The organism is Mesorhizobium sp. M0808, from assembly GCF_040320025.1.
Classification (GTDB): domain Bacteria; phylum Pseudomonadota; class Alphaproteobacteria; order Rhizobiales; family Rhizobiaceae; genus Mesorhizobium.
Genome location: NZ_JAMYOX010000018.1, coordinates 1 through 22,980, shown reverse-complemented (window position 1 = coordinate 22,980; position 22,980 = coordinate 1). Strand labels below are relative to the sequence as shown.

The window sequence follows — 22,980 nt, the reverse complement described above, 5'->3', positions numbered from 1 at the left end:
AGGCAGTGGGTTTGGAGGCTGTATGAAAGGGGTCGTTGTTTGGCGCTATTTCACTGGCATGCCGTGTCAGAAGCACGCGGGCCTCCGGGGAGTAACATGCTGCTGAGGCTGGACCAGATCGACAAATTCTACCCCACTGGCGAAGGGCCGTTGCATGTTCTGCACGGGATCGATCTTTCGCTGGAGGCGGGCAAGAGCCTTGCGCTGACCGGCGAGTCTGGCAGCGGCAAGAGCACGCTTTTGCACCTCGTTGCAGGGCTCGACAGCCCTGATGCGGGAGAAATCCACCTTGGCGGTACCAATATTGTGGGGCTGAACGATACGGCCCTTGCCGCCCTGCGGCGGGGAACAGTCGGACTTGTGTTCCAGCAGTTCAACCTGATCCCTTCGCTTGATGTGGCAGCCAACCTTGCCTTTCAGGCTCGACTTGCCGGCCGTCCTGATCCGGCGTGGCTGAAGGTCCTTGCTGAACGGCTGGGCCTGGCCAAGGTCCTAACGCGCTACCCTGAACAGCTGTCGAGTGGGCAACAACAGCGGGTGGCGATTGGGCGGACCCTAGCCGTTCGGCCCCGGCTGGTTTTGGCCGATGAGCCCACGGGCAATCTCGATGAGGCAACAGGGGACGCTGTACTCGATCTTATGCTGTCGCTGGTGGCTGAAACGGGTGCCGCCCTGTTAATGGTTACCCATTCCAACCGTCTGGCAAACCGGCTGAACGCCCACGTTCACCTGCACGCGGGACGGCTGGCTTGATGGTGTGGACCGGGTTGTCAGCGCTCTTGTCGCATTGGCGCAGGCGGCCTGTCCAACTGGCGATGCTGCTTTTGGGGCTATCGCTGGCAACGGCGTTGTGGTCAGCGATTCAGGCGATCAACGGTGAGGCGCGGGCGAGCTATGACCGTGCAGCGGCGATCCTTGGGCAGGACCGGCTCGCGCAACTGGTGCGTGAGGACGGGACCCGGATGGATCAACAGGTGTTTGTGAGACTGCGGCGAGCAGGCTGGCTGGCTTCGCCGGTGATTGAAGGTGAAATGCGGTTTGGGGATGTGCGGTTGCGCGTCCTCGGCATTGACCCACTGACTTTGCCGCCGCAGGCGCAGCAGGTGGATGTTGCAGTGGGTGATGAGCTATTGCCGTTCATCACGGCGCCCGGGGTGCTCTATGCAACTCCGGAAACCGCGGCACGACTAACCGAGCAAGCAACACCTCCCGTGCGCGTGGCCGAGGGTTTGCCGCCTGGCACAGTCCTCACCGACATCGGGCAGGCGCAGGTCTTGCTTGGGGCAAAGGACAAGATCTCTCGTCTTTTGCTCTGGCCGGACCAACCGATTGGCCGTGCCCCTCTAGAGGTGACAGCCCCCGGCCTGACCCTGCGCGAGCCGAGTGAAACGGGGGATCTTGCCAGGCTGACCGACAGTTTTCACCTGAACCTGACGGCTTTCGGTTTTCTTGCCTTTGCGGTGGGGCTCTTCATCGTGCATTCCGCCATCGGTCTGGCTTTTGAACAGCGCCGCCCGGTGTTTCGCACGCTGCGCGCACTGGGCTTGCCGGCCCGCGTGCTGGTCCTTTTGCTGATCGCCGAGCTGCTGATCTTCGCCCTCCTCGCGGGATTGGTGGGCGTGGCACTTGGCTATGTAGTCGCCTCGGCCCTTTTGCCCGACGTCGCCGCCACCCTGCGCGGACTTTACGGGGCCGATGTGCCGGGAACGCTGTCGATCCGCCCCGCAGTGTGGGCAGCGGGGCTGGCGATCGCGGTAATCGGCACGCTGGTAGCGGCCGCACAAAGCCTCTGGCGGCTATGGCACCTGCCGCTGCTTGCGCCGGCCCAGCCTCGGGCCTGGGCGCGGGCTTCGGAGCGGGCCCTGCGCGCGCAAGGCGTGGCTGCGATGGTGCTCCTGTTGACGGCGGCGGGAATTGCACACTTCGGATCCGGCCTCGAGGCGGGCTTTGCGCTTCTGGCGGCACTGCTGTTGGGGGCGGCACTGGCGCTGCCGCTCGTGCTGACGGGGATATTGCACCTTGGCGGCCGCTTGGCGCGTGGACCATTGGCTGAATGGTTTTGGGCCGACACGCGTCAACAGCTTCCCGGCCTGTCATTGGCGCTAATGGCACTGCTGCTTGCGCTGGCCGTCAATGTGGGCGTCAGCACGATGGTGTCGAGCTTTCGGCTGACCTTCACCGGCTGGCTCGATCAGCGTCTCGCCTCAGAGCTTTACGTGACCGCCCGCACCGAAGCAGAGGCCACGGCGATACGCGACTGGCTGGCCCAGCGCAGCGACGCGGTCCTGCCGATCTGGAGCATTGAGGGCCGGGTCGCAGGCCAGCCCGCGGCAATATACGGCGTGGCCGATCATGGCACCTATCGCGAGAACTGGCCGATCCTCTCTGCAGTGCCGGGGGTGTGGGACCGGATCGCCACAGGCGACGGCGCCCTGATCAACGAACAACTGGCGCGGCGCCAGGAGTTGGGCTTAGGGGACCAGATCACGCTGCCCGGTGGCTGGCGGGCCAGCATCGTCGGCGTCTATGCCGACTATGGCAACCCGATCGGCCAAGTGATCATCGGGATCGACACACTGCTCCAGCACTATCCTGACGTCTCCCGCCTGCGCTATGCCATTCGGATTGCCCCTGGCAAGGCCGAAGCACTGGCTGCGGGTTTGCGGGCGGAATTCGGGCTGCCCGCGCAGAACGTGATTGACCAGGCCGGGATCAAGGTCTTTTCGCTCAAAGTGTTTGAGCGCACATTCAGAGTGACAGCCGCGCTGAATGTGCTGACGCTGGGAGTCGCGGGGCTGGCGATGTTTGCGAGCCTCATGACCGTGTCGGGGATGCGCCTACCGCAACTGGCGCCGGTCTGGGCCATGGGTCTGCCCCGCCGCCACCTCGTATGGCTGGAGCTTTGGCGCGGCTTGTTGTTGGCAGCCTTGACCATGCTGGCCGCTCTGCCTGTAGGTATCGGGCTCGCCTTTGTTCTACTGGCGGTGGTGAATGTGGAGGCTTTTGGCTGGCGTCTGCCGATGCACCTTTTTCCCGGTGACTGGGCGCGGCTGGCGGCGCTCGCGTTGCTGGCGGCCGGACTTGCAGCCGCCGTGCCTGCCTGGCGGCTGGCGCGTCTTTCGCCATCGGATTTGCTGAAGGTATTTGCACATGAGCGTTAGAGCATTGCTGATCTACATGAGCTTGGCCGCACCTGCCTTTGGCCAGGGTTTTGCTGGGCTTGGCACAGAGGCTGACGGGTTTTCAGTGCCGCAGCCGGGGACTGCATTCAACTTTCCGGCAGACCACGGCCCGCACCCCGGTTACCGGATCGAATGGTGGTATTTGACGGCCAACCTGCAAGCTGCGGATGGAGCGGACTATGGCGTGCAATGGACTCTTTTCCGATCCGCCCTGGCCCCGGTGGAGCGGTCCGGCTGGTCCAGTCCGCAGCTTTGGATGGGCCACGCCGGGCTGACGACGCGAACGCGCCAATTCGTGGCCGAACGGCTGGCACGGGGCGGCATCGGCCAGGCGGGGGTTTCGGCTGCACCCTTGGCGGCCTGGATTGACAACTGGCAGATGGCAGGTCGGGCCCTGCCAGAGGCGGATGCGCTGTCGGCGCTCGATCTGCACGCGGCGGGACAGGCGTTTTCCTACGAACTGGCACTGGACGCCAAAGGCCCTCTGGTGCCGCAGGGAGTGCAGGGCTACTCGGTGAAATCCGAGAAGGGGCAGGCGAGCTATTACTACTCGCAACCATTCTACCACGTGACCGGTACACTGACCCTTCCGGCGGGCGTGATCGCGGTGTCCGGTCAGGCGTGGTTGGACCACGAATGGTCCTCGCAGCCGCTGGCTGAGGATCAGACCGGGTGGGACTGGTTCTCCTTGCATTTCGACAGCGGCGAAAAGATGATGGGCTTTCGCCTGCGCGACGGAGGCGCGGGCTTTACATCGGCCACATGGATCAAGGCCGACGGCAGGCCGCAGCCGCAGGCCCCCGGCGCCCTAAGGGTGACGCCGCTCGAAACGGCGGCAGTCGCGGGACGTAGCGTGCCGATCCGCTGGAGGGTGCAATTGCCGGAAAACGGAGTGGATGTGACCATCCGGACGCTAAACCCAGAAGCCTGGATGGACACACGCTCTCCCTATTGGGAAGGCCCGATCCGATTTGAGGGCACCCATGCCGGGCGCGGCTATCTCGAGATGACAGGCTATGAGTGACTGGAGGACACTGCTCAATCGCGAGATCGCGACGGTTGGCGAATTGCCGAAAATGGAGAAGGTTAGTTTCCAGCGCCCTTCCCTCTACCACCACCTCAAACCCACTATCTCAGGTAATGGCTCTGGCGATGTAGCGGTCCTGCGCCGCCACCTACCACTACATGGCTCCGAATTGCGGATCGATGTTGCGTGGCCGGAGATGGGCGCGCATCTGCGTAGTGCAGAGTTGCCGCGAGCGTGTTTTCCGATTTCTACGTCGAAGCACCACCGCTGCACGCGTCAATCTTGTCGGTGTCGATCTCCATGCCAAGCAGTCTAACACGCGAAACGGCGTCTGCCGCGGTCCACACCGGATGGTTACGCTGCACGGCGCATTCTGCCGATGATTGAGGTTCATGAAGGCCTTCCCGCAAAATATGCGCCTTAATGCCCGGCCTCACGGCCTCACGCAATCCAGACATTTTCAAACTCGCCACACGAAAAAACCGCCTCGGTTAGACCGAGACGGTTATCGTACTATGACAGAAGTGGTTGCGGGGACACGCAACCACCGATACCGACATCATTAACGTGACGATTTGACAGGTCCAGGCCAGCATTGCAGGGAGGCGACTTGGTGGGCTCGGAGGGATTCGAACTCCGCGCTTGGAAAAGCGTCCCTCTCGTCTTCACCGTGCAGGCCGCTTACTCTGGGCGGCAGAGTGCCCTTCCGCGCTTCGCCAAACCTGCCGTGGGAAAAGCCTTGCCGTTTTTTCCGGCGGGGCTTTGATCAGATCGCGACTATTAGTGATTTATGCTGGAACTGGTTGCGGAGGTTGGAGTCGGACCGATTTGCGCCGATTAAGAAGCCCGTCAGCAAACGAACTCGGTCACAGCACTGTATTGGCGGTATCCCTCTAGCGACTTGAACGCCCCGGCCGTTGCTTAGGTCGCGCCCACCCTTTTGCACGCGCCCCCCTGCCCGGCCGTTGAACCCGTTGGGCGGCTTGCTAGTCTGCCAAGCTCCTAACAGGGATAGCAACCTGGAATGAACACAGCACTGCTTTTGATGGCTCAGTATGGTGGCAAGGCCATCATCCCGATCGATGAGGTCTGCCGAGACTATTTCTCCCACCTGACGCCGCCGAAGTTGGTCCGAAAGATTTCCATGGGGGAAATTGCCCTTCCGCTCGTGCGGATCGAGGACAGTCAGAAGTGTGCCAAGGGCGTCCATCTCGCCGATTTGGCCAAATACCTTGAGTTCCGGACTGAGGCTGCGAGAAAGGAAATGAGGGGTCTCACGGAGTAGCGAGGGAGCGTGAATGAGGTTTCGTTCAGCCCTGCCGTACACAGCCGCCCGCGGCTTATGGCCTGATGAGCGACGAACTGGATCAACCGTTTCAAGGCCGGTACTGCATTTGGTACAGCACCACTTCAACAAAGACGCGTAATCGACTGTCTGAACTGCATGTTTGTTGGGACTGCGTCCCATCTGATGTTGGACACGATGGTACAACTTTGCAGTATCAAACGAGGCGTTTCTCGAAATGATCCTACAGAACACGCACGTGTCCCTGCGACGAGCCGAAGCAGCGCACCGGCTGCGTGGAACACGCTGACGGGAGGGGCCTGAAAAAGAAGATTATTAGTCGGCTGCCGAGGTCATTATGAATTCAAATGCCGTCAGCTATTTGTACAGTTCTGGCTTACTCATTGCGCCAATAACTGCCTTTCGCCCTTCTGATAGTGATTGCAGACCCGCCTCGGCAGCGATTGCAGCCCGGTATCCGTCCAGCAGCTTGCTCCGGCCGGAATTCCGCTGAGTATTGAATGGATCCAGGCCTGGGCCTGCAGGCGATAGGCATCGGTGAAGCGAGGACGCCAGTCCGCGGGATAGGCCGTTCCTCGCGACAGACCCGAATTGATCTCGGTGCGCAGGGGCGAAAGCAGCGAGACCGTTGCGGTGGAAGCGTAAGCGCCTCGCGGATCGCCTATGGATTTGGGCTTGACGTTTTCCGGAATCGCCAGGGCATGAGTTCCTCGATCTGGGTTTGCGGATGGCCGTTGATGATGGCGTCGAGGGTTTCGGCGAGGTAGGCGACCGGGTTGACGTCGTTGAGCCTGCAGGTGGCCACGATGGAGGCGAGCAGCGCCCAGTTGTCGAACGTAGTGCTGTGCTGCGATTGTCGACAGTGTCCCAGGAGCCTCTTAGGGACTATTGCCTCCAACGATCCGTTGCTTTCCCCACCCCAACTTTCAAAATTGTGGTAAAGTCTCGACGTTGTTATTGGCTTTGAGCGAGCGGTGTGAGGGCGCTGGAGGCTACCATGCACTTCATTAAGCTCCTGGTTGGCTCAGCAATATTGACAGCATCGGGGGCAGCGTTTGCGGCAGAGGAGGTGTCTGTCGAGAGAGGACGGCTGGTTTCCATCATCGGCAGCTGTCACGACTGCCATACTGACGGCTACAGGGAAGCCGAAGGCGCACTCGACCCCACCAAGGCATTGAGAGGGAAAGTAATAGGTTGGCGGGGGCCGTGGGGCACAACGTATGCAAGCAATCTGAGATGGAGCGCGCAAGACCTTAGCGAAGACGGGTATGTAACCTACATCAAGACACTTCGCACATTGCCGCCGATGCCTTGGTACAACGTTCGCGTCATGCCGGAGAGCGACATTCGGTCATTCTATCGATATGTGAAGTCGCTCGGTGATCCCGGCGCCTTCCTCCCGAGAACGGCGAGACCGGGGGAAGAGCCGAGAACGCCCTTCGTCACGCTGGAGCCACCGCAAATGCCGAAACCTTGTTCACGCGACCTGGACTGCGGCGTGGGCGAAGTTTGCTCGGCCGCACCAGTCCGCCAATGCGTTAAGAAGTAGGCACCGTGGGCAGCGGCCCTCTTAAGACAGCCGACCCCAATTACGCGGTAGGGCGAAACCTTAAGTTTCGGAATAGTAGCGAACGCCGCCCTCGGGCCAGACGTCAAGTCAGACCGTCAATGATAAAACTTAGGGTGAGCGCCTCGCGGATCGCCTGTGGATTTGGGCTTGACGTTTTTCGGAATCGCCAGGGCATGAGTTCCTCGATCTGGGTCTGCGGATGGCCGTTGATGATGGCGTCGAGGGTTTCGGCGAGGTAGGCGACCGGGTTGACGTCGTTGAGCCTGCAGGTGGCGATGGAGGCGAGCAGCGCCCAATTTTCGGCCCCGACTTCGTGACCTGCAAACAGGGCATTTTTTTCTGGTCAGGCATACTGGCCTGATCGCGTTTTCAACCGGGTTGGTGTCGAGTTCCAGGCGGCCATCGTCCAGGAAGCGGGTCAGGCCTTGCCAGTGGCCGAGCCCATGCCGGATGTCTTCGGCCAGGCCAGAGCCGGAGGAGATCATCGATAGCTGCTTTTCGAACCATGGTTTCAGGGCAGCGATGAAGGGCGCGGAATGCTCCCGTCGGGCGGCAAGCCGGGCTTGAGGTGATGCGAGCATCCGCGCGTGATCCGCACCCATTACCCCTACGCCGATAATTCCAACGCGTATACTCAAGTTGACCTCCGTATTATTCCAATGCGTTCAGTCAAGCCAGCCGGTTGTCCGGGCTTTTCCGGCCTCGTGCGAGTCGGCGGCCGCCTGGATGAATTTCACCCAGCGCAGCCCGTCGAGCACGTTCGGAAACAAGATCGTGACTGCCTCCGCATGAACGGTTGCACGGTACAACGCGGTACGCGATGCCGTTTCGTGAGACGCTTCTCGCAATGAATCCTGGCCGGCTCCGCGGGCGAAAGCGCGTCAGAGAAGCAGCCGCTGGTCCGTTGTAGGCAAGATGCGGATCATATCCGCAGTAGGATGAACCTGCCGTGCCGGCGTGTCTATCTTCTGAGGCTGACCGGTGCTGGCGGCGCGCTCAATGGCAAGCAGGGCGCGCACGTCGGCAAATCCTTCTCCACCGTCGGCTTCAGGCGGTTGTGCATTCAGGATGCAGTCGGAGAAATACGCGGTCTGTCCGGCGAAATGGTCTGTCTGCGGGAACGTCTTTTCCGTTCTGATGTCGCCATGCCGAAGCTTCATTTGCACGGCAGTCTCGAAACGGAAGCCAGGGTCGGCCGTTACGCTCCCCTTCGTTCCGGCCACGTGGTAAAAATCCGAATTGTCCGCGCCGAAGCTGGCAATGAACTGTGCAAGCCGGCCCTCGGGGAAGCGCAACGTCACGGCAATGCTTTCCTCTACCTCCCCGACTGAGGCGCTGCCGAAACTCCTTACCGCGACTGCCTCGATCGGCTCAGTGGCAAAGATATGGCGCGCGGCATTCAGGCAGTAGACGCCGATGTCCTGCAAGGGACCGCCCCAATAGGCGGCCTTGAGGCGGTGATTGTCGGACGACGCTACGAAGGAGAAGACCGCGGCAAAGATGCGGGGATCGCCGATCTCACCGCTGCGGATGCGCTCCAGCACCTCGACAGTGCCGGGCTCGTTGTGCAGCCGATACGCCGTCATCAGGTACGCTCCGCTCTCATTGGCGGCGGCGATCATCGCCTCGCATTCCGCCTCGGTCGTGGCCAGCGGCTTTTCAACGAGCGCGTGCTTGCCGGCTCTCAGGGCTCGGATCGCATAGTCGGCATGCATGGAGTTCGGCAATGCCACGTAAACTGCATCGGCGACGTCCGATGCGAGCATCTGGTCGTACTGCTCATAGCTGAAGACGTGTTCCACGCCGTAGAATTCGGCGAGCTTGGCGGCGTTTTTTTTGGCCGAGCCGCTGACGATCGCCGTGATTGTCGAGTTTCCGGTCTGGGACACACCGGGCATAAAGGCTTCCTGTGTGATCCAGCCCGCGCCCACCACGGCATATCGTATCTTTCTCAATTGCTCCTCCCGAATGGGATCACTCCCGGCACTCGTCTAAAAATGGTCACGCCGTGGCCAGCGGAGCGTCTCTGAGGCCTGACGGCAGCGGTCGATTTGAGCCAGTCGCTCGATGGGTCTGTTGTCGCCTCTCAGGGGCAAAGGCGGGCAAGAGTCATCCCTCGCCCGCCGCAGAGTTGCGCCCCCCGCCTACTTTCCGATGCAGGTGTCGGCGGTTTCGGGGGTGCAGACGTCGAGACCGGTGTAGGTCGGGTCGGCCGGCGCGGGCTTGCCGTCCTTGATGTCCTTCAGCGCCAGCATGGTCTTGTAGCCCATTTCGAACGGCCGCTGTCCGACCTGGCCGAGCGACAGGCCTTCCTTCATCTGGTCCATCTGCACCGGCAGCGTGTCGGCGACGACCAGAGCCAGCTCCTTCTTGGCGATCTTATCCTTGTACGGCTCGACCGCAGCGCGATTCGCATCCGGTATGAATTGCGGAAAGCCGCCTGTCGGCACGAAGGCGTCGAGGTTTGGCGTCTTCGCCATGAAGTCCTGGAACTGCTGAACCGACAGAGGGAAGTCGTCGTTGGTATAGAGAGGGCAGCCCGGTGCTTCCGTCCAGCCGTTCTGGCCGGTCAGGGCATCACCTGGCGAGGCGGCCGACTCCTTGCCGGCCAGCGTATCGCGTATACCCTTCATGCGCTCATTGTGGTTGGCCGCGGCAGCTCCGCCCGACTGGATACAGATGGTGCCGCCTTTCGGCTTGATGGTCTGCACGATCTTGGCGAGGTTGACGCCAATTTCGTAATTGTGCGTGCCGATATAGGCGACACGCAGGTCCTTGTTCTCCGGTAGCACATCCGAGTCCCAGGTAAGCACGGGAATGCCCGCTTCCTTGGCGGCCTGAAGCGCGACGGCCATTGCCGCGGCGTTCGACGGGGCGACGGCGATGCCGTCGACCTTCTTGGCCACCAGGTCCTGCACGATCTGCACCTGCTCCTCGCCGCCGCCATGCTCGCCGGGGCCGATATACATGCATTCGATCGCGCCGCTGGATTCGGCTTCGGCCTTCTTGCAGCCGTCACGAGCCTGGTCGAAGAAAGGATTGTTCATGTTCTTCGGCACAAGGGCGAAGACGTATTTCTGCTGGGCATAGGCCTGCCCTGCCATCAGCGCGGAAAACGCCACGGCCGCCGTCAGAATGTATTTTTTCACCTGTTCCTCCACTTTGTTTTGACGTCCACTATCCCCGACGGCTTGCGGCCGCCGGATTCTATTTGCGCTTCCAGGTAAACATATCCTCCAGCGTCGCCCGCAGCGACTTGCCCGAGGTCTGCATGCCGAGAAGCACGGCAAGAATGATGAAGGCCCCGACAAAGGCGCCCTGCCAGTTCGAATCGATCCCGGCCATCAGCAGCGCGTTGCGGATGACCTCGAGGAAGGCCGAACCGATCACAGCGCCAAACGCGGTTCCGTAGCCGCCCATCAGGCTGGCCCCCCCGATGACGGTGCCGGCGATCACCCTCAACTCGTAGCCGGTTCCCATCGCGTTGATGGCCGAGCCGCTGTAGCCGAGCAGCAGCAGGGACGCGATCGATGCGGTAAATGCGCAGAAGACATAGGCCTGGAATTTGATCCAGTCGACGGGGACGCCGGTCATCCGCGAGGCGTTCTCGTTGCCGCCGATCGCGAAGAGGTGGCGCGCCCAGGCGGTGAAAATGAAGACGGAGCCGACGATGAGCGCGAGGATCACCATCACCCAGAACTGCGAGGACAGTTCCGGGATCCAATGAGGCACCCAGCCGTCAGGCGTGTGCCTCGGCCATTTGGCCTGGCCGATGGCCTTGACGATCGGCGCATCGGGTCCGAACTGGTAAAGCATCTGGTTGCCGGACAGCACGACCGCCAGCGAGCGCGCGATCGACAGCATGCCTAGCGTCACCACGAAGGACGGCATGCCGATATAGGCCACGAAGAAACCGTTAAAGGCTCCGCAGGCGATGCCTGCGAGCAGACCCGCGCCAAACGCCACATACCAAGGCTGGTGCCAAGTGAGCAGCAGGCCGGCGACGATCGCGACCAGCCCCATCACCGAGCCGACCGACAGATCGATGCCGCCGGTGATCAGCACCACCGTCATGCCCAGCCCCATGATGGCGATAGGTGCAAAATTGCGGGTGGTGTTGGTAACGTTGTCGACCGTGCCGAAGCTGGGCTCCAGCCACGTCATGAAGACCACCAACACGAAAAGCGCGATCGCGACCCAGAAGGCCTGGCTGGCGATCATCTTCTGGAAAACGCTCTGCTCTATTATGCCGACCACATCACCGATGGACGCATGGCCTTCCTTCAGCATGTCGCTCTGGCTATGCATCACGGATCGCTCCCGTAATTAGGCCGGTGATCTCCTCCGGCGATGTCTTCTCCGTCGCCTTGTCGGCCACTTTCGAGCCGCGTCTCAGCACGATGATGCGGTCGCAGACCGCGAACACATCGGGCATGCGGTGGCTGATCAGCATTACCGACACATTTTGCGATTTGAGCCGCCGGATCAGCTCCAGCACCTCGGCTACCTGGCGGACCGAAATCGCCGCGGTCGGCTCATCCATCAGCACGAGCTTGGAGTTGGATAGCCGGGTGCGGGCAATGGCGACCGCCTGCCGCTGGCCGCCTGACATTTTTTTGACCAGATCGCGCGGCCGCGTCTCCGACTTCAGCTCCGCGAACAGTTTTGCCGAGCGGTTGATCATCGCCTGCTTGTCGAGCACTCGGAGCGGCCAAAACCCCTTCTTCATCTCGCGGCCGAGAAAGACATTTTGGGCGGCCGTCAGATTGTCGGCCAAGGCCAGATCTTGATAGACGACCTCGATCCCTTCGCCCCGTGCCTCGATCGGCTTGTGGAAATGGCAGACCTTGCCGTCCACCGCGATTTCGCCGTCGGAGGGTGGGAAGTTCCCCGCAATCAGCTTCACCATGGTCGATTTCCCGGCACCGTTGTCGCCCATCAGGCCAACCACCTCGCCGGCAGCAACCGCGAAGCTAACATCTGACAAGGCACGGATAGCACCAAAGCTTTTCGAGACGCTTCGTACGTCCAGCACAGACACATTCTCCTCCCTGTGCGACGTCGACTTGAGCACTCAGCCGACGTACCTCTCTCCGGCTGCAATCTATATTGCAAAATGTACAAACATGCAACGTTTATTTCAGACGCATGCGGGGCGGCGACCAACTCTCCCTCGCATCAGTCTGTTCGCAGCCACTTGCTCTCCCGGGCCGAGCCCTGAATTGCCTCCACGAGTTCCTGGATGCGTTGGCCGGCCCGGAAGCCGAAAGACTCGTCTCGCTTCCCGGCGATCGCATCGACGAACCGCGCAATCTCGATAGCCTTCAGATCGTTGAAGCCGAGCTGATGGCCTGGTGCGACGCAGAAGAGTCCATAGGGATCGTGATCCGGACCGGCCTCGATGCGCCGAAAGCCACGCCGGCCGCCGGGATCGGCCGTGCTGTAGAAATGCAGCTCGTTGAAGCGCTCCTGGCTGAAGACGAGCGCCCCCTTGGTGCCATAAACCTCGAAATCGTGCTGCATCTTGCGGCCGGTGGCGACCCAGCTCGCTTCGATGCTGCCGGATGCACCATTGGCAAAACGCAGAAATGCGCGACCGATGTCGTCGACCTCGATGGTCCGGCGCCCGCCTCGGCCATCCGGACGGCTCGCTATGACGGTGACGGAATCGCCGAGGACCCGTTCCACCGAGCCAAGCAGAAACTCCGCCGTGGCCAGAGCATGGCTGCCCAGATCCGCCAATGCGCCACCGCCGACAGGATCGTGCCGGAAGGTAAATGGGCTTTCCGCATCCGCCATGTAGTCCTCGGCGTGAATGCCGCGATAGCTGCGGATCTCGCCCAACTCGCCCGCGCGGATCATCTGCCGCGCCAGCGCGAGCAGCGGGTTGCAGAGATAATTGAACCCGACCTGCGTCCTGACGCCGGCCGCTTCCGCCGCCTCGGCCATCCGTCGGGCATCCGCCGCAAGGGGCGCCAGCGGCTTCTCGCAATAGACGTGCTTGCCGGCGGCAATGGCGGCGAGCGCCATCTCCTTGTGGAAGCCGTTCGGCGCCGTGATATCGATCATATCGATCTCCGGGTCCTCGACCAGACGCCTCCAGTCCCCGCTCGCCCGCGCGAACCCCAAGGCCTGCGCCGCCTGCGCGGCGAGGTCCTCGGTTCTGTCCGCAACCGTGTGGAGCACCAGTTCGTAGGGAAGATCGAAGACACGTTGTGCGGCAGCAAAGCCGAACACATGGGTCTTGCCCATGAAGCCGGTGCCGATCAGGCCGATTCTGAGTTGAGGTTTTTCACCGGCCATTCAACTCGGCTCCGTTTACCACCAGCGCTGAGTCGATCCGCCCGGCGAAAAAATCGAGCACGTTCTGCACGGACGAGATTGCCATGAGCTCGCCGCACTCGGCGGTGAGCCCGGCAATGTGCGGCGTCAGAATCACCTGGTCGAAGCCGAAGAGCGGATGGTCCGCGGCGGGTGGTTCATCGTCGAAGACGTCGATACCGGCCGCTGCGATGCGCCCCGCTCGCAGCGCCGCGATCAGCGCCGCCTCGTCGACGATGCCGCCCCGCGCTGTGTTGATGAGAACAGCAGTCGGTTTCATCGCCGAGAGTTCCACGGGGCCGATCACCGGGCGCTCGGCCTTGGGTACGTTGACGGAGATCGCATCGGCCCAGGCGAGTCCCGTTTGCAAATCGCTCACCGGCGCGACCGGCCCCTCCGGCCAGCCTTGCCTCTCAAGGAATGGATCATAGGCACGCACGTCCATGCCGAATGCCGCCGCCATGCGCGCCAGGTGGCGGCCGATCCGGCCGAACCCGAGGATCAGAAGCCGCTTGCCCGAGAGTTCGCTTGGCTCCAGCCGGTTGCGCCAACCCCATTCGTTACCGCGCACCGAACGATCCGCTCGGATCAGCCGCTTGGTTGCCGCCAGCAACAGCATCATGGCGTGCTCGGCCACCGACACCGAGTTCACATCGCCGACGATCGCGAGAGCGATCCCGCGCCGATTGAGGGAGGATAGATCCACAGCGTCGTAGCCGACGCCATGGCGCGAGACGATCTTCAACCTCTCGGCGCGTGCTACGGTCGGAGCCGACAAGGGCTGGGTGCGAATGACGAGGCCATCGGCCTTGCCGATCAGAGGTGCGTAGCTTGGTTCGGAGACATCTTCGACATAGTCGTAGGTGACGCCGGGCGACGCATCGAGAAGTTCGATGCCGCTCGGATGAAGTTTTCCGGCGACCAGAACGTGCGGCATCAATAGCCTCCCTTGCCGGCTTCAAGAGAGGCGGGCTTCGCGCCGGTCAATTCGCGAAAGCGGGCAACACACGCCTGGGCCGCTGCTGCGAGCAGGCGGGAGTCGCCTGACACGGTGGTCATGTCGAAACCCCATTCGATGGCACGTGCGGCGTAGTCGGCCGTGCCGCAATGGAGCGCGGCGCGTTTGCCGTTCCTCTTGCAGGCTGCAACGATCGTCCGCAGAGCGGCGATCATGTCAGGCTCCTCGCGATCGAAGGACGGCGCGAGACGCCCCTGGTGCAGGCTGAAGGTCAGGTCTGCGGGACCGACATAGATGCCGTCGAGCCCTGGCGTTGCGGCGATCGCATCGAGATTGCGCATCGCCTCGGCGGTCTCGACCATGGCGAAAGCCAGGATCTCGTCATTGGCTTCGGCCGCGTAGTTGGCACCCGCCGAGAAGTTGGCACGCGTCGGCCCAAAACTGCGCTGGCCGGCCGGCGGATAGCGCAGGTAGCTGACGAGCTGAGCCGCCTGTTCCGGCGTGTTGATCATGGGACAGATCACGCCATAGGCGCCGGCATCCAGCACCTTCATGATGATGCCCGGCTCCAGCCACGGCACGCGCGCCATGGGCACCACCCTGGATGCACGCATCGCCTGGAACATCGGAAGCAGCATCGAATAGTCGAGCGCGCCGTGCTGGACATCGATGCTCACGCTGTCATAGCCCTGCGCGGCCATGATCTCGGCGGTGAATGGACTGCCGATCGAAAGCCAGCCATTGATCGTGGGCCGCCCTTCGGCCCAGATCTGCTTGAGCTCGTTCTTGATCAAGGCGGCCTCCTCAGAACACAATCTGCGCAAGCTTGGTGTCGAGGTAGTCACCGATACCTTCGCTGCCGCCTTCGCGACCCATTCCGGAATATTTCGTGCCGCCGAACGGCGCTTCCGATGCGGCGAGAGCGAAGCTGTTGATGCCCACCATGCCTGCCTTCAGCTCGGCTACCGTGCGGCGCGCACGCTTCGGGCTCGACGTGAAGGCATAGGCCGACAATCCCATTGGCGAAGCATTCGCCCGCTCCAGCGCCTCCTCATCCGAGGAAAACCGGGTGATCGCCGCGATCGGCCCGAAATTCTCCTCGGCAAAGACCCTCATGTCGTCGGCAACATCGGTCAGGACCGTGGGCTCATGAAAATGGCCGGCATTGAACGCCGCAACCCGATGGCCACCCGCGACGAGCTTCGCACCGGCTTTCATAGCGTCGGACACGATGTCTTCGATCTCGGAAAGCCGGCCGGCATTGATGAGCGGGCCCATCTGCACGGATGGGTCGAGCCCGTCGCCCAGTTTCAACGCTTTGGCGCGTTGCACAAAGCCCTCGACGAAGGCGTCGTGCAGGCTTTCGTGGACGAAGAAACGATCCGGTGTGACGCAGACCTGGCCGGAATTGGCGTATTTGGTCGGCACGGAGACGTTGAGCGCGGCATCCAGATCGGCGTCGTCGAAGACGATCAGGGGCGCGTTGCCGCCAAGCTCCATAGACACCTTCTTCACCGTGTCGGCAGCATCGCGGATCATCTGCTGGCCGACGCGGGTCGAGCCGGTGAGGGACACCTTGCGCACCGCCGGCGAAGCCATGATCGGCGCATAGGTCGTGCTCGTGGGCCCAACGACCAGGCTGACGGTGCCGGCAGGAAGATTGCAGGCGCGGATGCAGTCGACCATCAGCATCGCCGTCCCGGGCGTCTGACTTGACGGCCGGACGACGGTCGAGCAGCCAGCGCCAAGCGCCGGCGCCACCTTGCGGGCGACCAGTGCCGCCGGAAAGTTCCAGGCGGTGAAGGCGGCTGCGATCCCGACAGGCTCGTGCAGAACTTCGAAACGACCGCCGGGCACGCGCGATTCGATGACGCGCCCATAGATCCGGCGGGCCTCCTCGGCGTACCAGCGGAACTGATCGACCGCCAGCCCCCATTCGCGCTCGGACTGGGCAATAGGTTTGCCGGTCTCGCTGGAGATCATCCGCGCGGCTTCGTCCTTGCGGCGGATCATCTCGTCCGCGATAGCATGCAGGGCGGACGCGCGCTCAAAACCACCCTTGGATTTCCATGCGGAAAACCCACGGGCGGCGCTAACCAGCGCCTCTTCCGTGTCCGCGCGGGTGGCGACCGGAGCCTCGCCCAGCGGCTTTTCCGTCACCGGGCTCGTCACCGGCGCCGTCCCGCCGTCGGATGCCTTGCGCCACTTCCCGTCGATGAACAGTCCGTAGTTCGCGTACATGGCTTATCCGATCTCGCTGACCTTCACGAAGCGGCCTTCGACCGCCGATTTCATCGCCGCTTCGGCCAGGACCAGAGCGCGGCGCCCGTCCTCGAAACCGACCAGCGGCCGCTCGGCCTTCTCGACGCAGGTAACAAAGGCGTCGATCTCGGCATCGAACGCTTCGCGATATCGCTCGATGAAAAAGTCGAGGTAGGGCGTGGTGGCTTCGGCCCGCGCGGCCGAGTAACGGAGCAACTCATGAGGCTTCCGGTTGCCGCTGATCACCATGCCGGTGCTGCCCAGCAGTTCGACGCGCTGGTCGTACCCATAGGTTGAGGTGCGGGAATTGTTGATGTGGCACTGCTTGCCGCTTTTGGTCCACATCACGACCATGACGCTGTCATAGTCGTTCAGTTCCTCCATCATCGCCGGGTCGATCAGCCGGCCTCCGATGGCGAACACCTCCTCCGGCTCCTCTCCCAGCATGAAGCGGGCGAGGTCGAAATCGTGGATCGTCATGTCGCGAAAAAGCCCGCCCGCGACCTCGTAGTAGGAACGGGGCGGCATGCCAGGATCACGCGAGGTGATGATGACCTGGTGCAGGTCGCCGATCTCGCCGGATCGTACGGCGTTCCACGCCGCACGATGACCGGGGTCGAAACGTCGGTTGAAGCCGATCTGGACCGGCACGCCCTTGGACAAAATTGCTTCGGCGCAACGGTTCACCCTTTCCAGGCTGAGATCGATCGGCTTCTCGCAGAGCACGGGTTTGCCAGCGGCCACCGCCTTTTCGATGTAATCGGCATGCGTGTCAGTCACCGTCGCGACAAGGACCGCATCTACATCTGCCGAGGCAAATACCTCGTCGGCGGATCCCGAAGCGCGAACGCCGTGCCGCGCCGCGACAGCCTCCGCGGACAATTCGTCGATGTCATAGACGGTGGCCAGTTCTGCACGGGGATGCGCGGCGATGTTTGCCGCATGCATCCTACCTATCCGACCGCAGCCGAGCACAGCAATCCTGAGCAAGAAATCCTCCCGGTTTGAATTTTTGCAATGATCGTTGCAAACATATTGATTTGTCAATGGGCATTCCCTATAGATTTGGAAAGACCGTCGTTAGGGAGGAAACAAAGATGACCAGGGCCACCGTCCGTCTGACCATGGCACAGGCGCTCGTGCGCTATCTGTGCAACCAGTTCACGGTCGTCGACGGCGAGAAAGTTCCGCTTTTTCCGGGAGTCTTCGCCATCTTCGGGCACGGCAACGTGACGTGCCTTTCTGAAGCACTCGAGGCGGTGAAGGACGTGCTGCCGACCTGGCGCGGCCAGAATGAGCAGTCGATGGCGCTTGCAGCGATCGGCTTTTCGAAGGCGAAGCGCCGGCGCCAGATCATGGTTGCGGCGACCTCGATCGGTCCGGGTGCGCTGAACATGGTGACGGCGGCGGGTGTCGCCCATTCGAACCGGCTGCCGGTGCTGATGCTCTCAGGCGACACCTTCGTCAGTCGCCGGCCCGATCCGGTCATGCAGCAGGTCGAGCACTTCGGCGACCCGACCATCAACGTCAATGACGCCTTTAAGGCAGTCACGCGCTACTGGGACCGCATCGTCCATCCCGAGCAGATCATCTCGTCGTTGCCGCAGGCGGTTGCGGTGCTGCTTGATCCGGCCGATTGCGGGCCTGCCTTCATCGCTTTGCCGCAGGATGTGCAGGAGATCGCCTGGGATTATCCCGAAGCCTTCTTCGAACAGACGGTGAATGAGGTGCCGCGCCCCCGGCCCGATCGCAGCCGGCTCGCCGAAGCGACGCGCCTCCTCAAAAGCGCAAAGCGGCCGCTGATCATCTCGGGTGGTGGCGTGCGTTATTCGGGTGCAGAGAAGGTTCTTGGCGATTTCGCCGAAAGGCATGGGATCCCGCTCGCGGAGACGATTGCCGGCAAGGGCACGGTTACGCACGACCACCCCGCGCATGTCGGACCGATCGGCATCGTCGGCTCAACCTCGGCCAACGCGCTGGCGGCGGAAGCCGACGTGATCATCGCCGTCGGCACACGGCTCATGGACTTCACCACCGGATCCTGGAGCGCCTTCTCGGCCGACGCAAAGTTCGTCTCGATCAATGCCGCACGCTGGGATGCCACCAAGCACCGGGCGCTCGCCGTCGTCGGCGACGCGCTGGAGACGATGAGCGAACTCGAAGGTGCCCTCGGCGACTGGAAAGCGGAGAGGGCCTGGACAGACAAGGGTCGCATCGAGTTCGCCAAGTGGAACACGATGCTTGACGGCTTCCAGAAGCCGACCAACGAGCCGGTCCCGACCTATGCGCAGGTCGTAGGCGTGGTGAACGCCAAGGCGGGCGAGCGTGACCTGCTGATCACCGCGGCCGGTGGACTGCCCGGCGAGGTGATGAAGAACTGGCGGGTGAAGGAGCCCAACACTTTCGACTGCGAGTTCGGCTTCTCCTGCATGGGTTATGAAATCTCTGCCGGCTGGGGCGCGGCCATGGCCGACCCTACCCGCACGCCGATCGTCATGATCGGCGACGGCACCTACATGATGATGAACTCCGACATCTATTCGTCGGTGCTCGCCGGCCATAAGATGATTCTCGTGGTATGCGACAATGGCGGCTATGCGGTGATCAACCGGCTGCAGAATGCCAAGGGCGGCGCCTCCTTCAACAACCTTATCAAGGACTGCCGGGTCAAGGAGCCGTTCTCGGTCGACTTCGCCAAGCACGCGGAAGCCATGGGCGCGCTGGCGCGGCGTGTCGAAAGCCTTGCCGATCTCGGCCAGGCGATCGAATGGGCGAAGACCACCGACCGAACCACCGTCATTACCATCGTCTCCGACGCCTTCATCTGGACGCCCGGGGATGCGTGGTGGGACGTCGGCGTACCGCAAGTCAGCGATCGCGAACAGGTTCGCCAGGCCCATTCCGTGCAAGCCGAAGGCCGTAAACGCCAGCGCATAGGTGTCTGAGTTTGTCGGACGCCCCTCGGGGCGTCCTCTGCCGGAACGATGCGACACTCCCTGAGCATTGTTCCGGCAGTTTTTTCGTGGCGCAAGCAGCCGGCACCGGCCGGAAAATCATGATCGGAGATGAAAATGAGAGCCAAGCTTGGCATCGCGCCGATCGCCTGGTGGAACGATGACCTCCCCGAATTGAGCGACGACGTCTCGCTGGAAGAGTGCCTGCGGCAGGCTCGCGAGGCCGGCTTCACCGGCATGGAGACTGGCCGCCGCTTCCCGATGGACGCGACGGTGCTTGAGCCCACCCTGAGGCAGCACGGCATGAGTGTCTGCGGCGGCTGGTTCTCCGGTCGCTTGCTGGTCGGCGACATCGATGAAGAGAAGGACCGCATCGCCGCGCAGATGGAGTTGTTCAAGGCGACTAACGCGCCCTGCATCGTCTATGGCGAGACGGGTCGCACCATTCAGGGCGACCGCGGAACGCCGCTGGCTATGCGCCCGCGTCTCGACGACGATCAGATCAAGGCCTACGGCCGTAAGCTCACCACTTTCGGCGAATGGTGCGCGGGTCAGGGCATGCCGATTTGCTACCACCACCACATGGCCGCGCCGATCGAAATCGAACAGGACGTCGATCTGCTGATGAAGCATTCCGGCGAGGGTCTGCCCCTGCTCTACGATGCCGGCCATATGGCCTTTGCCGGCGGCGACGTGCTGCGGGTGGTGGACAAGCACCACGCCCGCATTTCGCATGTACACACCAAGGACATCCGCCAAGCGGTCGTGGACGGGCTCGACCGCAGCCGGGAAAGTTTTCTCGACGCAGTGGTAAAGGGGGCCTTCACCGTACCCGGTGACGGCTCGCTCGACTTCGAGGCGATCGTGAAGCGGCTGGCCTCCTACGGTTACGAAGGCTGGTTCGTCGTTGAAGCCGAGCAGGATCCCGTCAAAAGTCCGCCACTCGAAATGGCGAAGATCGGGCATAAGGAATTGCGGCGCGTCATGGCCGCGGCTGGCTACACTGTGGAGAGCTGAAGTATGAATCGCATGGATGGAAAGGTCTGCGTTGTCACGGGTTCAACGCAGGGGTTGGGAGCGGCCATTGCGCGCCGGCTGGCGGAAGCCGGCGCTGCCGGTCTTGTCACTCTCGGCCGCAACGAGGCGAAGGGCCGTGCCGCGGCCGAGGCGATCACGCACGACACCGGCGTGCCTGTCCACTTTGTCAAGGCCGATCTCGGCAAAGTCGAGGATTGCCGAAGCGTGATGGCGGAGGCCGAGCGCGTTTATGGCAAGATACATGTGCTGGTGAACGCCGGTGCCCGCACGGACCGTGGCACCATCCTCGATACCTCGCCCGAACTTTTCGACGCCCTGTTCGCCGTCAACGTGCGCGGACCCTACTTCCTGATGCAGGAGGCCATCCGCCGCATGATCCGCGACGGCATTGAAGGCGCCATCTGCAACATCGGCTCGATCTCGGAACATGCCGGCCAGCCTTTCATCAACGTTTACTGTGCCACTAAGGCGGCGCTGGCGACGCTGACCCGCAACACGGCGTTTTCCGTCATGAAGAACCGCATCCGCGTCAACCAGCTGGATGTCGGCTGGATGGCGTCTGATAACGAGCGAGAATTGCAGGCGAGTGAGACGGGCGATCCCAATTGGGAAGCGAAAGCCGTTGCGAACCTGCCTTTCGGCCGGCTGGTCGATCCGGCCGAGGCCGCCCGCACCGTCAACTTCCTCGTTTCGGACGATGCCGGGCTCATGACAGGTGCGGTGGTGGATTACGACCAGACAGTCCTCGGTGCCGCATCCGGCCCCATGGCCGTGCCTGAAAAGGCGATGGCGCTCTCGCCTTCCGACACTGATTGAGAATCGACGGCCGGCGGTCCGAAAATGCTGCAATGAGGCCAGGTTTCGCGGTTCGCAGTCCCTACCGCTCGGTAACCGTTGGAATGCGGGGATCGACTGCGTTGTTCTGAAGCCTGGCCGCCAAGGCCACGGTCAAAGCCTGCGCAAGACACATAGGAGCCGCCAGCGAGCGCGAGAAAGTGTATTCGTGCTCCGGTACGGCGAACAGAACGCGCGCGCTCTTGGCCAATGGAGACAGCGTGCTGTCCGAGATCGCCACGATGGGTACACCTCTCCCCACGGCTTCTTCCACAACATTGACGACCTCGTTCGCATAGAAGCGGAACGACACCGCAAACAGCAGGTCCGTCTTCCGCATCGCGCGGGCCATATGCGTGGCCAGTCCGCCGCCCGGATCCAGGAGCACGCAGCGCTTACCTAGCATGGTCAGTATATAGCGAAGGAGTTCGACGACCGGTGCCGAGCGAAGTTGTCCCATCAGATAGATGACGTCGGCCTTCTCGAGCAGGCTAACGGCTTCTGCCAGATCCTCGGGTTGAAGATCGGTGAGCATCTCTTTCAGGGACGCGATGTCACGGACGACCAGGTCGTGCATCAATCCCATCTCGCTGCGATCTGTCCGCTCCCCCAGTTCCTTCTCCAACGCCTTGACGCGGGCTTCGAAGCCGGGAGCCGCGGTGGACAATCGTTTCTGGAAGAGGCTCTGCAGGTCCTTGAACCCTTCATACCCCAATGCTTGGGCAAATCGGACGAAGCTGGACGCGTGAACGCCGCTGCCTTCCCCGATCGAGTTCACCGATCGCACCGCGACGTCATTCGGATTTTGGGTGAGGTACAACGCAATCTTCTGGTACGACTTGCTCATCCCATCATACCGGTCGTGTATCACGCGGATGAGATCCTCATAGTCCTTGGGAGCCTCGACCTTCTCGTCCACGATGCACATCCTTGCAATTTTTGTTGCATGATGGCGTCTTTGAAGGTTTTTGACCAGCAGAGAGTTGTCAACTCTGTTATCGGGTCTGTTATCGGGCCACAAGTTGTGTGCGCACCGCGCGTCCGCGCACCAAGAGGGCTGCGACAGCTCCGTGCGAAGGAGAAGCGTCAGAGGAGCAGCGGTTTCGGACCCTTGAGCGGCTTTACGGCGATGTTCTCGAAGTTTGGCGACCGTGGACGGCGGCGAGACTGCAGGGGAAGTGCCTGGACTGTGGTCACCACATGGCTGAGGAAGCACCGGATGCGCTCGCGGCCGAAATCCTGCGATTCTTGGGACCCTGCTAGGCTCTGCCTGCCGTGGCACGTATCGAAGCATTGACGCCCGGCAAGCCATGTTGTCCGCTTCGCCCGCAATGCGGACCCAATGTGAGGGCTTCGGAACTTCGACTTTGGGTCAGGGAACGAACCCGCTCGCGGGAGGGGCGCGGGGTTTGAGGCGTGAGCTTTGTTGGCAGCGTCGGTGAGGCTTTAATCGATCAGGGGTGACGGACGGCCATCGGCCTCCGAGCATGAAGTGTCAACCTTCAGCTTGAGAGGAGCATCCGATGAC

Annotated in this window: 18 protein-coding genes and 1 pseudogene; 7 read left to right on the top strand and 12 right to left on the bottom strand. The window is 62.2% G+C overall.

Going from position 1 to position 22,980, the window contains the following annotated elements; all coding sequences use genetic code 11:
- Positions 1–96: 96 nt before the first annotated feature.
- The 4 genes from NKI25_RS20340 to NKI25_RS20325 all read left to right on the top strand — a co-directional run bounded on the left by NKI25_RS20340 (position 97) and on the right by NKI25_RS20325 (position 5,494).
- Complete coding sequence (locus tag NKI25_RS20340) at positions 97–753, top strand: ABC transporter ATP-binding protein (RefSeq protein ID WP_031211739.1); 657 nt, start codon at positions 97–99, stop codon at positions 751–753.
- Complete coding sequence (locus tag NKI25_RS20335; RefSeq protein WP_352999237.1) at positions 753–3,161, top strand: ABC transporter permease; 2,409 nt, start codon at positions 753–755, stop codon at positions 3,159–3,161. Before NKI25_RS20340 ends, NKI25_RS20335 begins: the two co-directional genes overlap by 1 nt.
- Positions 3,151–4,206, top strand: a complete 1,056-nt coding sequence (locus NKI25_RS20330) for a lipocalin-like domain-containing protein (protein WP_352999189.1) — start codon at positions 3,151–3,153, stop codon at positions 4,204–4,206. The genes NKI25_RS20335 and NKI25_RS20330 overlap by 11 nt, the downstream gene beginning before the upstream one ends.
- Before the next feature lie 1,027 nt (positions 4,207–5,233).
- Entirely contained in the window at positions 5,234–5,494 is a 261-nt protein-coding gene (locus tag NKI25_RS20325; RefSeq protein ID WP_352579555.1) for a pyocin activator PrtN family protein, read from the top strand.
- Positions 5,495–6,176: 682 nt separating this feature from the next.
- Here the strand turns inward: NKI25_RS20325 and NKI25_RS20320 are convergent.
- The 11 genes and pseudogenes from NKI25_RS20320 to iolG all read right to left on the bottom strand — a co-directional run bounded on the left by NKI25_RS20320 (position 6,177) and on the right by iolG (position 17,616).
- Complete coding sequence (locus NKI25_RS20320) at positions 6,177–6,320, bottom strand: transposase domain-containing protein (RefSeq protein WP_301942484.1); 144 nt, start codon at positions 6,318–6,320, stop codon at positions 6,177–6,179.
- 847 nt (positions 6,321–7,167) lie between these two features.
- Positions 7,168–7,660: pseudogene (locus tag NKI25_RS36480) on the bottom strand (IS66 family transposase); the annotation flags it as partial.
- 306 nt (positions 7,661–7,966) lie between these two features.
- Entirely contained in the window at positions 7,967–9,019 is a 1,053-nt protein-coding gene (locus NKI25_RS20300) for a Gfo/Idh/MocA family protein (protein ID WP_352587563.1), read from the bottom strand.
- 210 nt (positions 9,020–9,229) lie between these two features.
- Complete coding sequence (locus tag NKI25_RS20295; RefSeq protein WP_023676588.1) at positions 9,230–10,234, bottom strand: substrate-binding domain-containing protein; 1,005 nt, start codon at positions 10,232–10,234, stop codon at positions 9,230–9,232.
- Positions 10,235–10,292: 58 nt separating this feature from the next.
- Positions 10,293–11,393, bottom strand: a complete 1,101-nt coding sequence (locus NKI25_RS20290) for an ABC transporter permease (RefSeq protein WP_352587994.1) — start codon at positions 11,391–11,393, stop codon at positions 10,293–10,295.
- A complete protein-coding gene (locus NKI25_RS20285; RefSeq protein WP_023676590.1) occupies positions 11,386–12,126 on the bottom strand; it encodes an ATP-binding cassette domain-containing protein in 741 nt (246 codons plus the stop codon). Before NKI25_RS20285 ends, NKI25_RS20290 begins: the two co-directional genes overlap by 8 nt.
- A 137-nt stretch (positions 12,127–12,263) precedes the next feature.
- Positions 12,264–13,388, bottom strand: a complete 1,125-nt coding sequence (locus tag NKI25_RS20280) for a Gfo/Idh/MocA family protein (RefSeq protein ID WP_352458349.1) — start codon at positions 13,386–13,388, stop codon at positions 12,264–12,266.
- Entirely contained in the window at positions 13,378–14,343 is a 966-nt protein-coding gene (locus NKI25_RS20275) for a hydroxyacid dehydrogenase (protein WP_352624799.1), read from the bottom strand. The genes NKI25_RS20280 and NKI25_RS20275 overlap by 11 nt, the downstream gene beginning before the upstream one ends.
- On the bottom strand, positions 14,343–15,158 hold the full coding sequence (locus NKI25_RS20270) for an HpcH/HpaI aldolase family protein (RefSeq protein WP_023676593.1): 816 nt from the start codon (positions 15,156–15,158) through the stop codon (positions 14,343–14,345). Before NKI25_RS20270 ends, NKI25_RS20275 begins: the two co-directional genes overlap by 1 nt.
- A gap of 10 nt (positions 15,159–15,168) precedes the next feature.
- Entirely contained in the window at positions 15,169–16,605 is a 1,437-nt protein-coding gene (locus NKI25_RS20265; protein WP_352587557.1) for an NAD-dependent succinate-semialdehyde dehydrogenase, read from the bottom strand.
- A 3-nt stretch (positions 16,606–16,608) separates the two neighbouring features.
- Positions 16,609–17,616, bottom strand: coding sequence for an inositol 2-dehydrogenase (gene iolG / locus NKI25_RS20260; RefSeq protein ID WP_352999186.1), 1,008 nt, complete (start codon positions 17,614–17,616; stop codon positions 16,609–16,611).
- 107 nt (positions 17,617–17,723) lie between these two features.
- Here iolG and iolD point away from each other — a divergent pair, with 107 nt between their 5' ends.
- The 3 genes from iolD (at position 17,724) to NKI25_RS20245 (ending at position 21,434) form a co-directional block, all read left to right on the top strand.
- Complete coding sequence (iolD, locus tag NKI25_RS20255) at positions 17,724–19,571, top strand: 3D-(3,5/4)-trihydroxycyclohexane-1,2-dione acylhydrolase (decyclizing) (protein WP_352999184.1); 1,848 nt, start codon at positions 17,724–17,726, stop codon at positions 19,569–19,571.
- Positions 19,572–19,697: 126 nt separating this feature from the next.
- Positions 19,698–20,597, top strand: coding sequence for a myo-inosose-2 dehydratase (gene iolE / locus NKI25_RS20250; protein WP_352587548.1), 900 nt, complete (start codon positions 19,698–19,700; stop codon positions 20,595–20,597).
- Positions 20,598–20,600: 3 nt separating this feature from the next.
- On the top strand, positions 20,601–21,434 hold the full coding sequence (locus NKI25_RS20245; protein ID WP_023676598.1) for an SDR family oxidoreductase: 834 nt from the start codon (positions 20,601–20,603) through the stop codon (positions 21,432–21,434).
- 61 nt (positions 21,435–21,495) lie between these two features.
- On the opposite strand, the gene NKI25_RS20240 is transcribed toward NKI25_RS20245, so the two are convergent.
- The gene (locus NKI25_RS20240) at positions 21,496–22,371 is read right to left on the bottom strand and encodes a MurR/RpiR family transcriptional regulator (RefSeq protein WP_245274693.1); all 876 of its coding nucleotides are present in this window, start codon (positions 22,369–22,371) and stop codon (positions 21,496–21,498) included.
- Between the last annotated feature and the right edge of the window lie 609 nt (positions 22,372–22,980).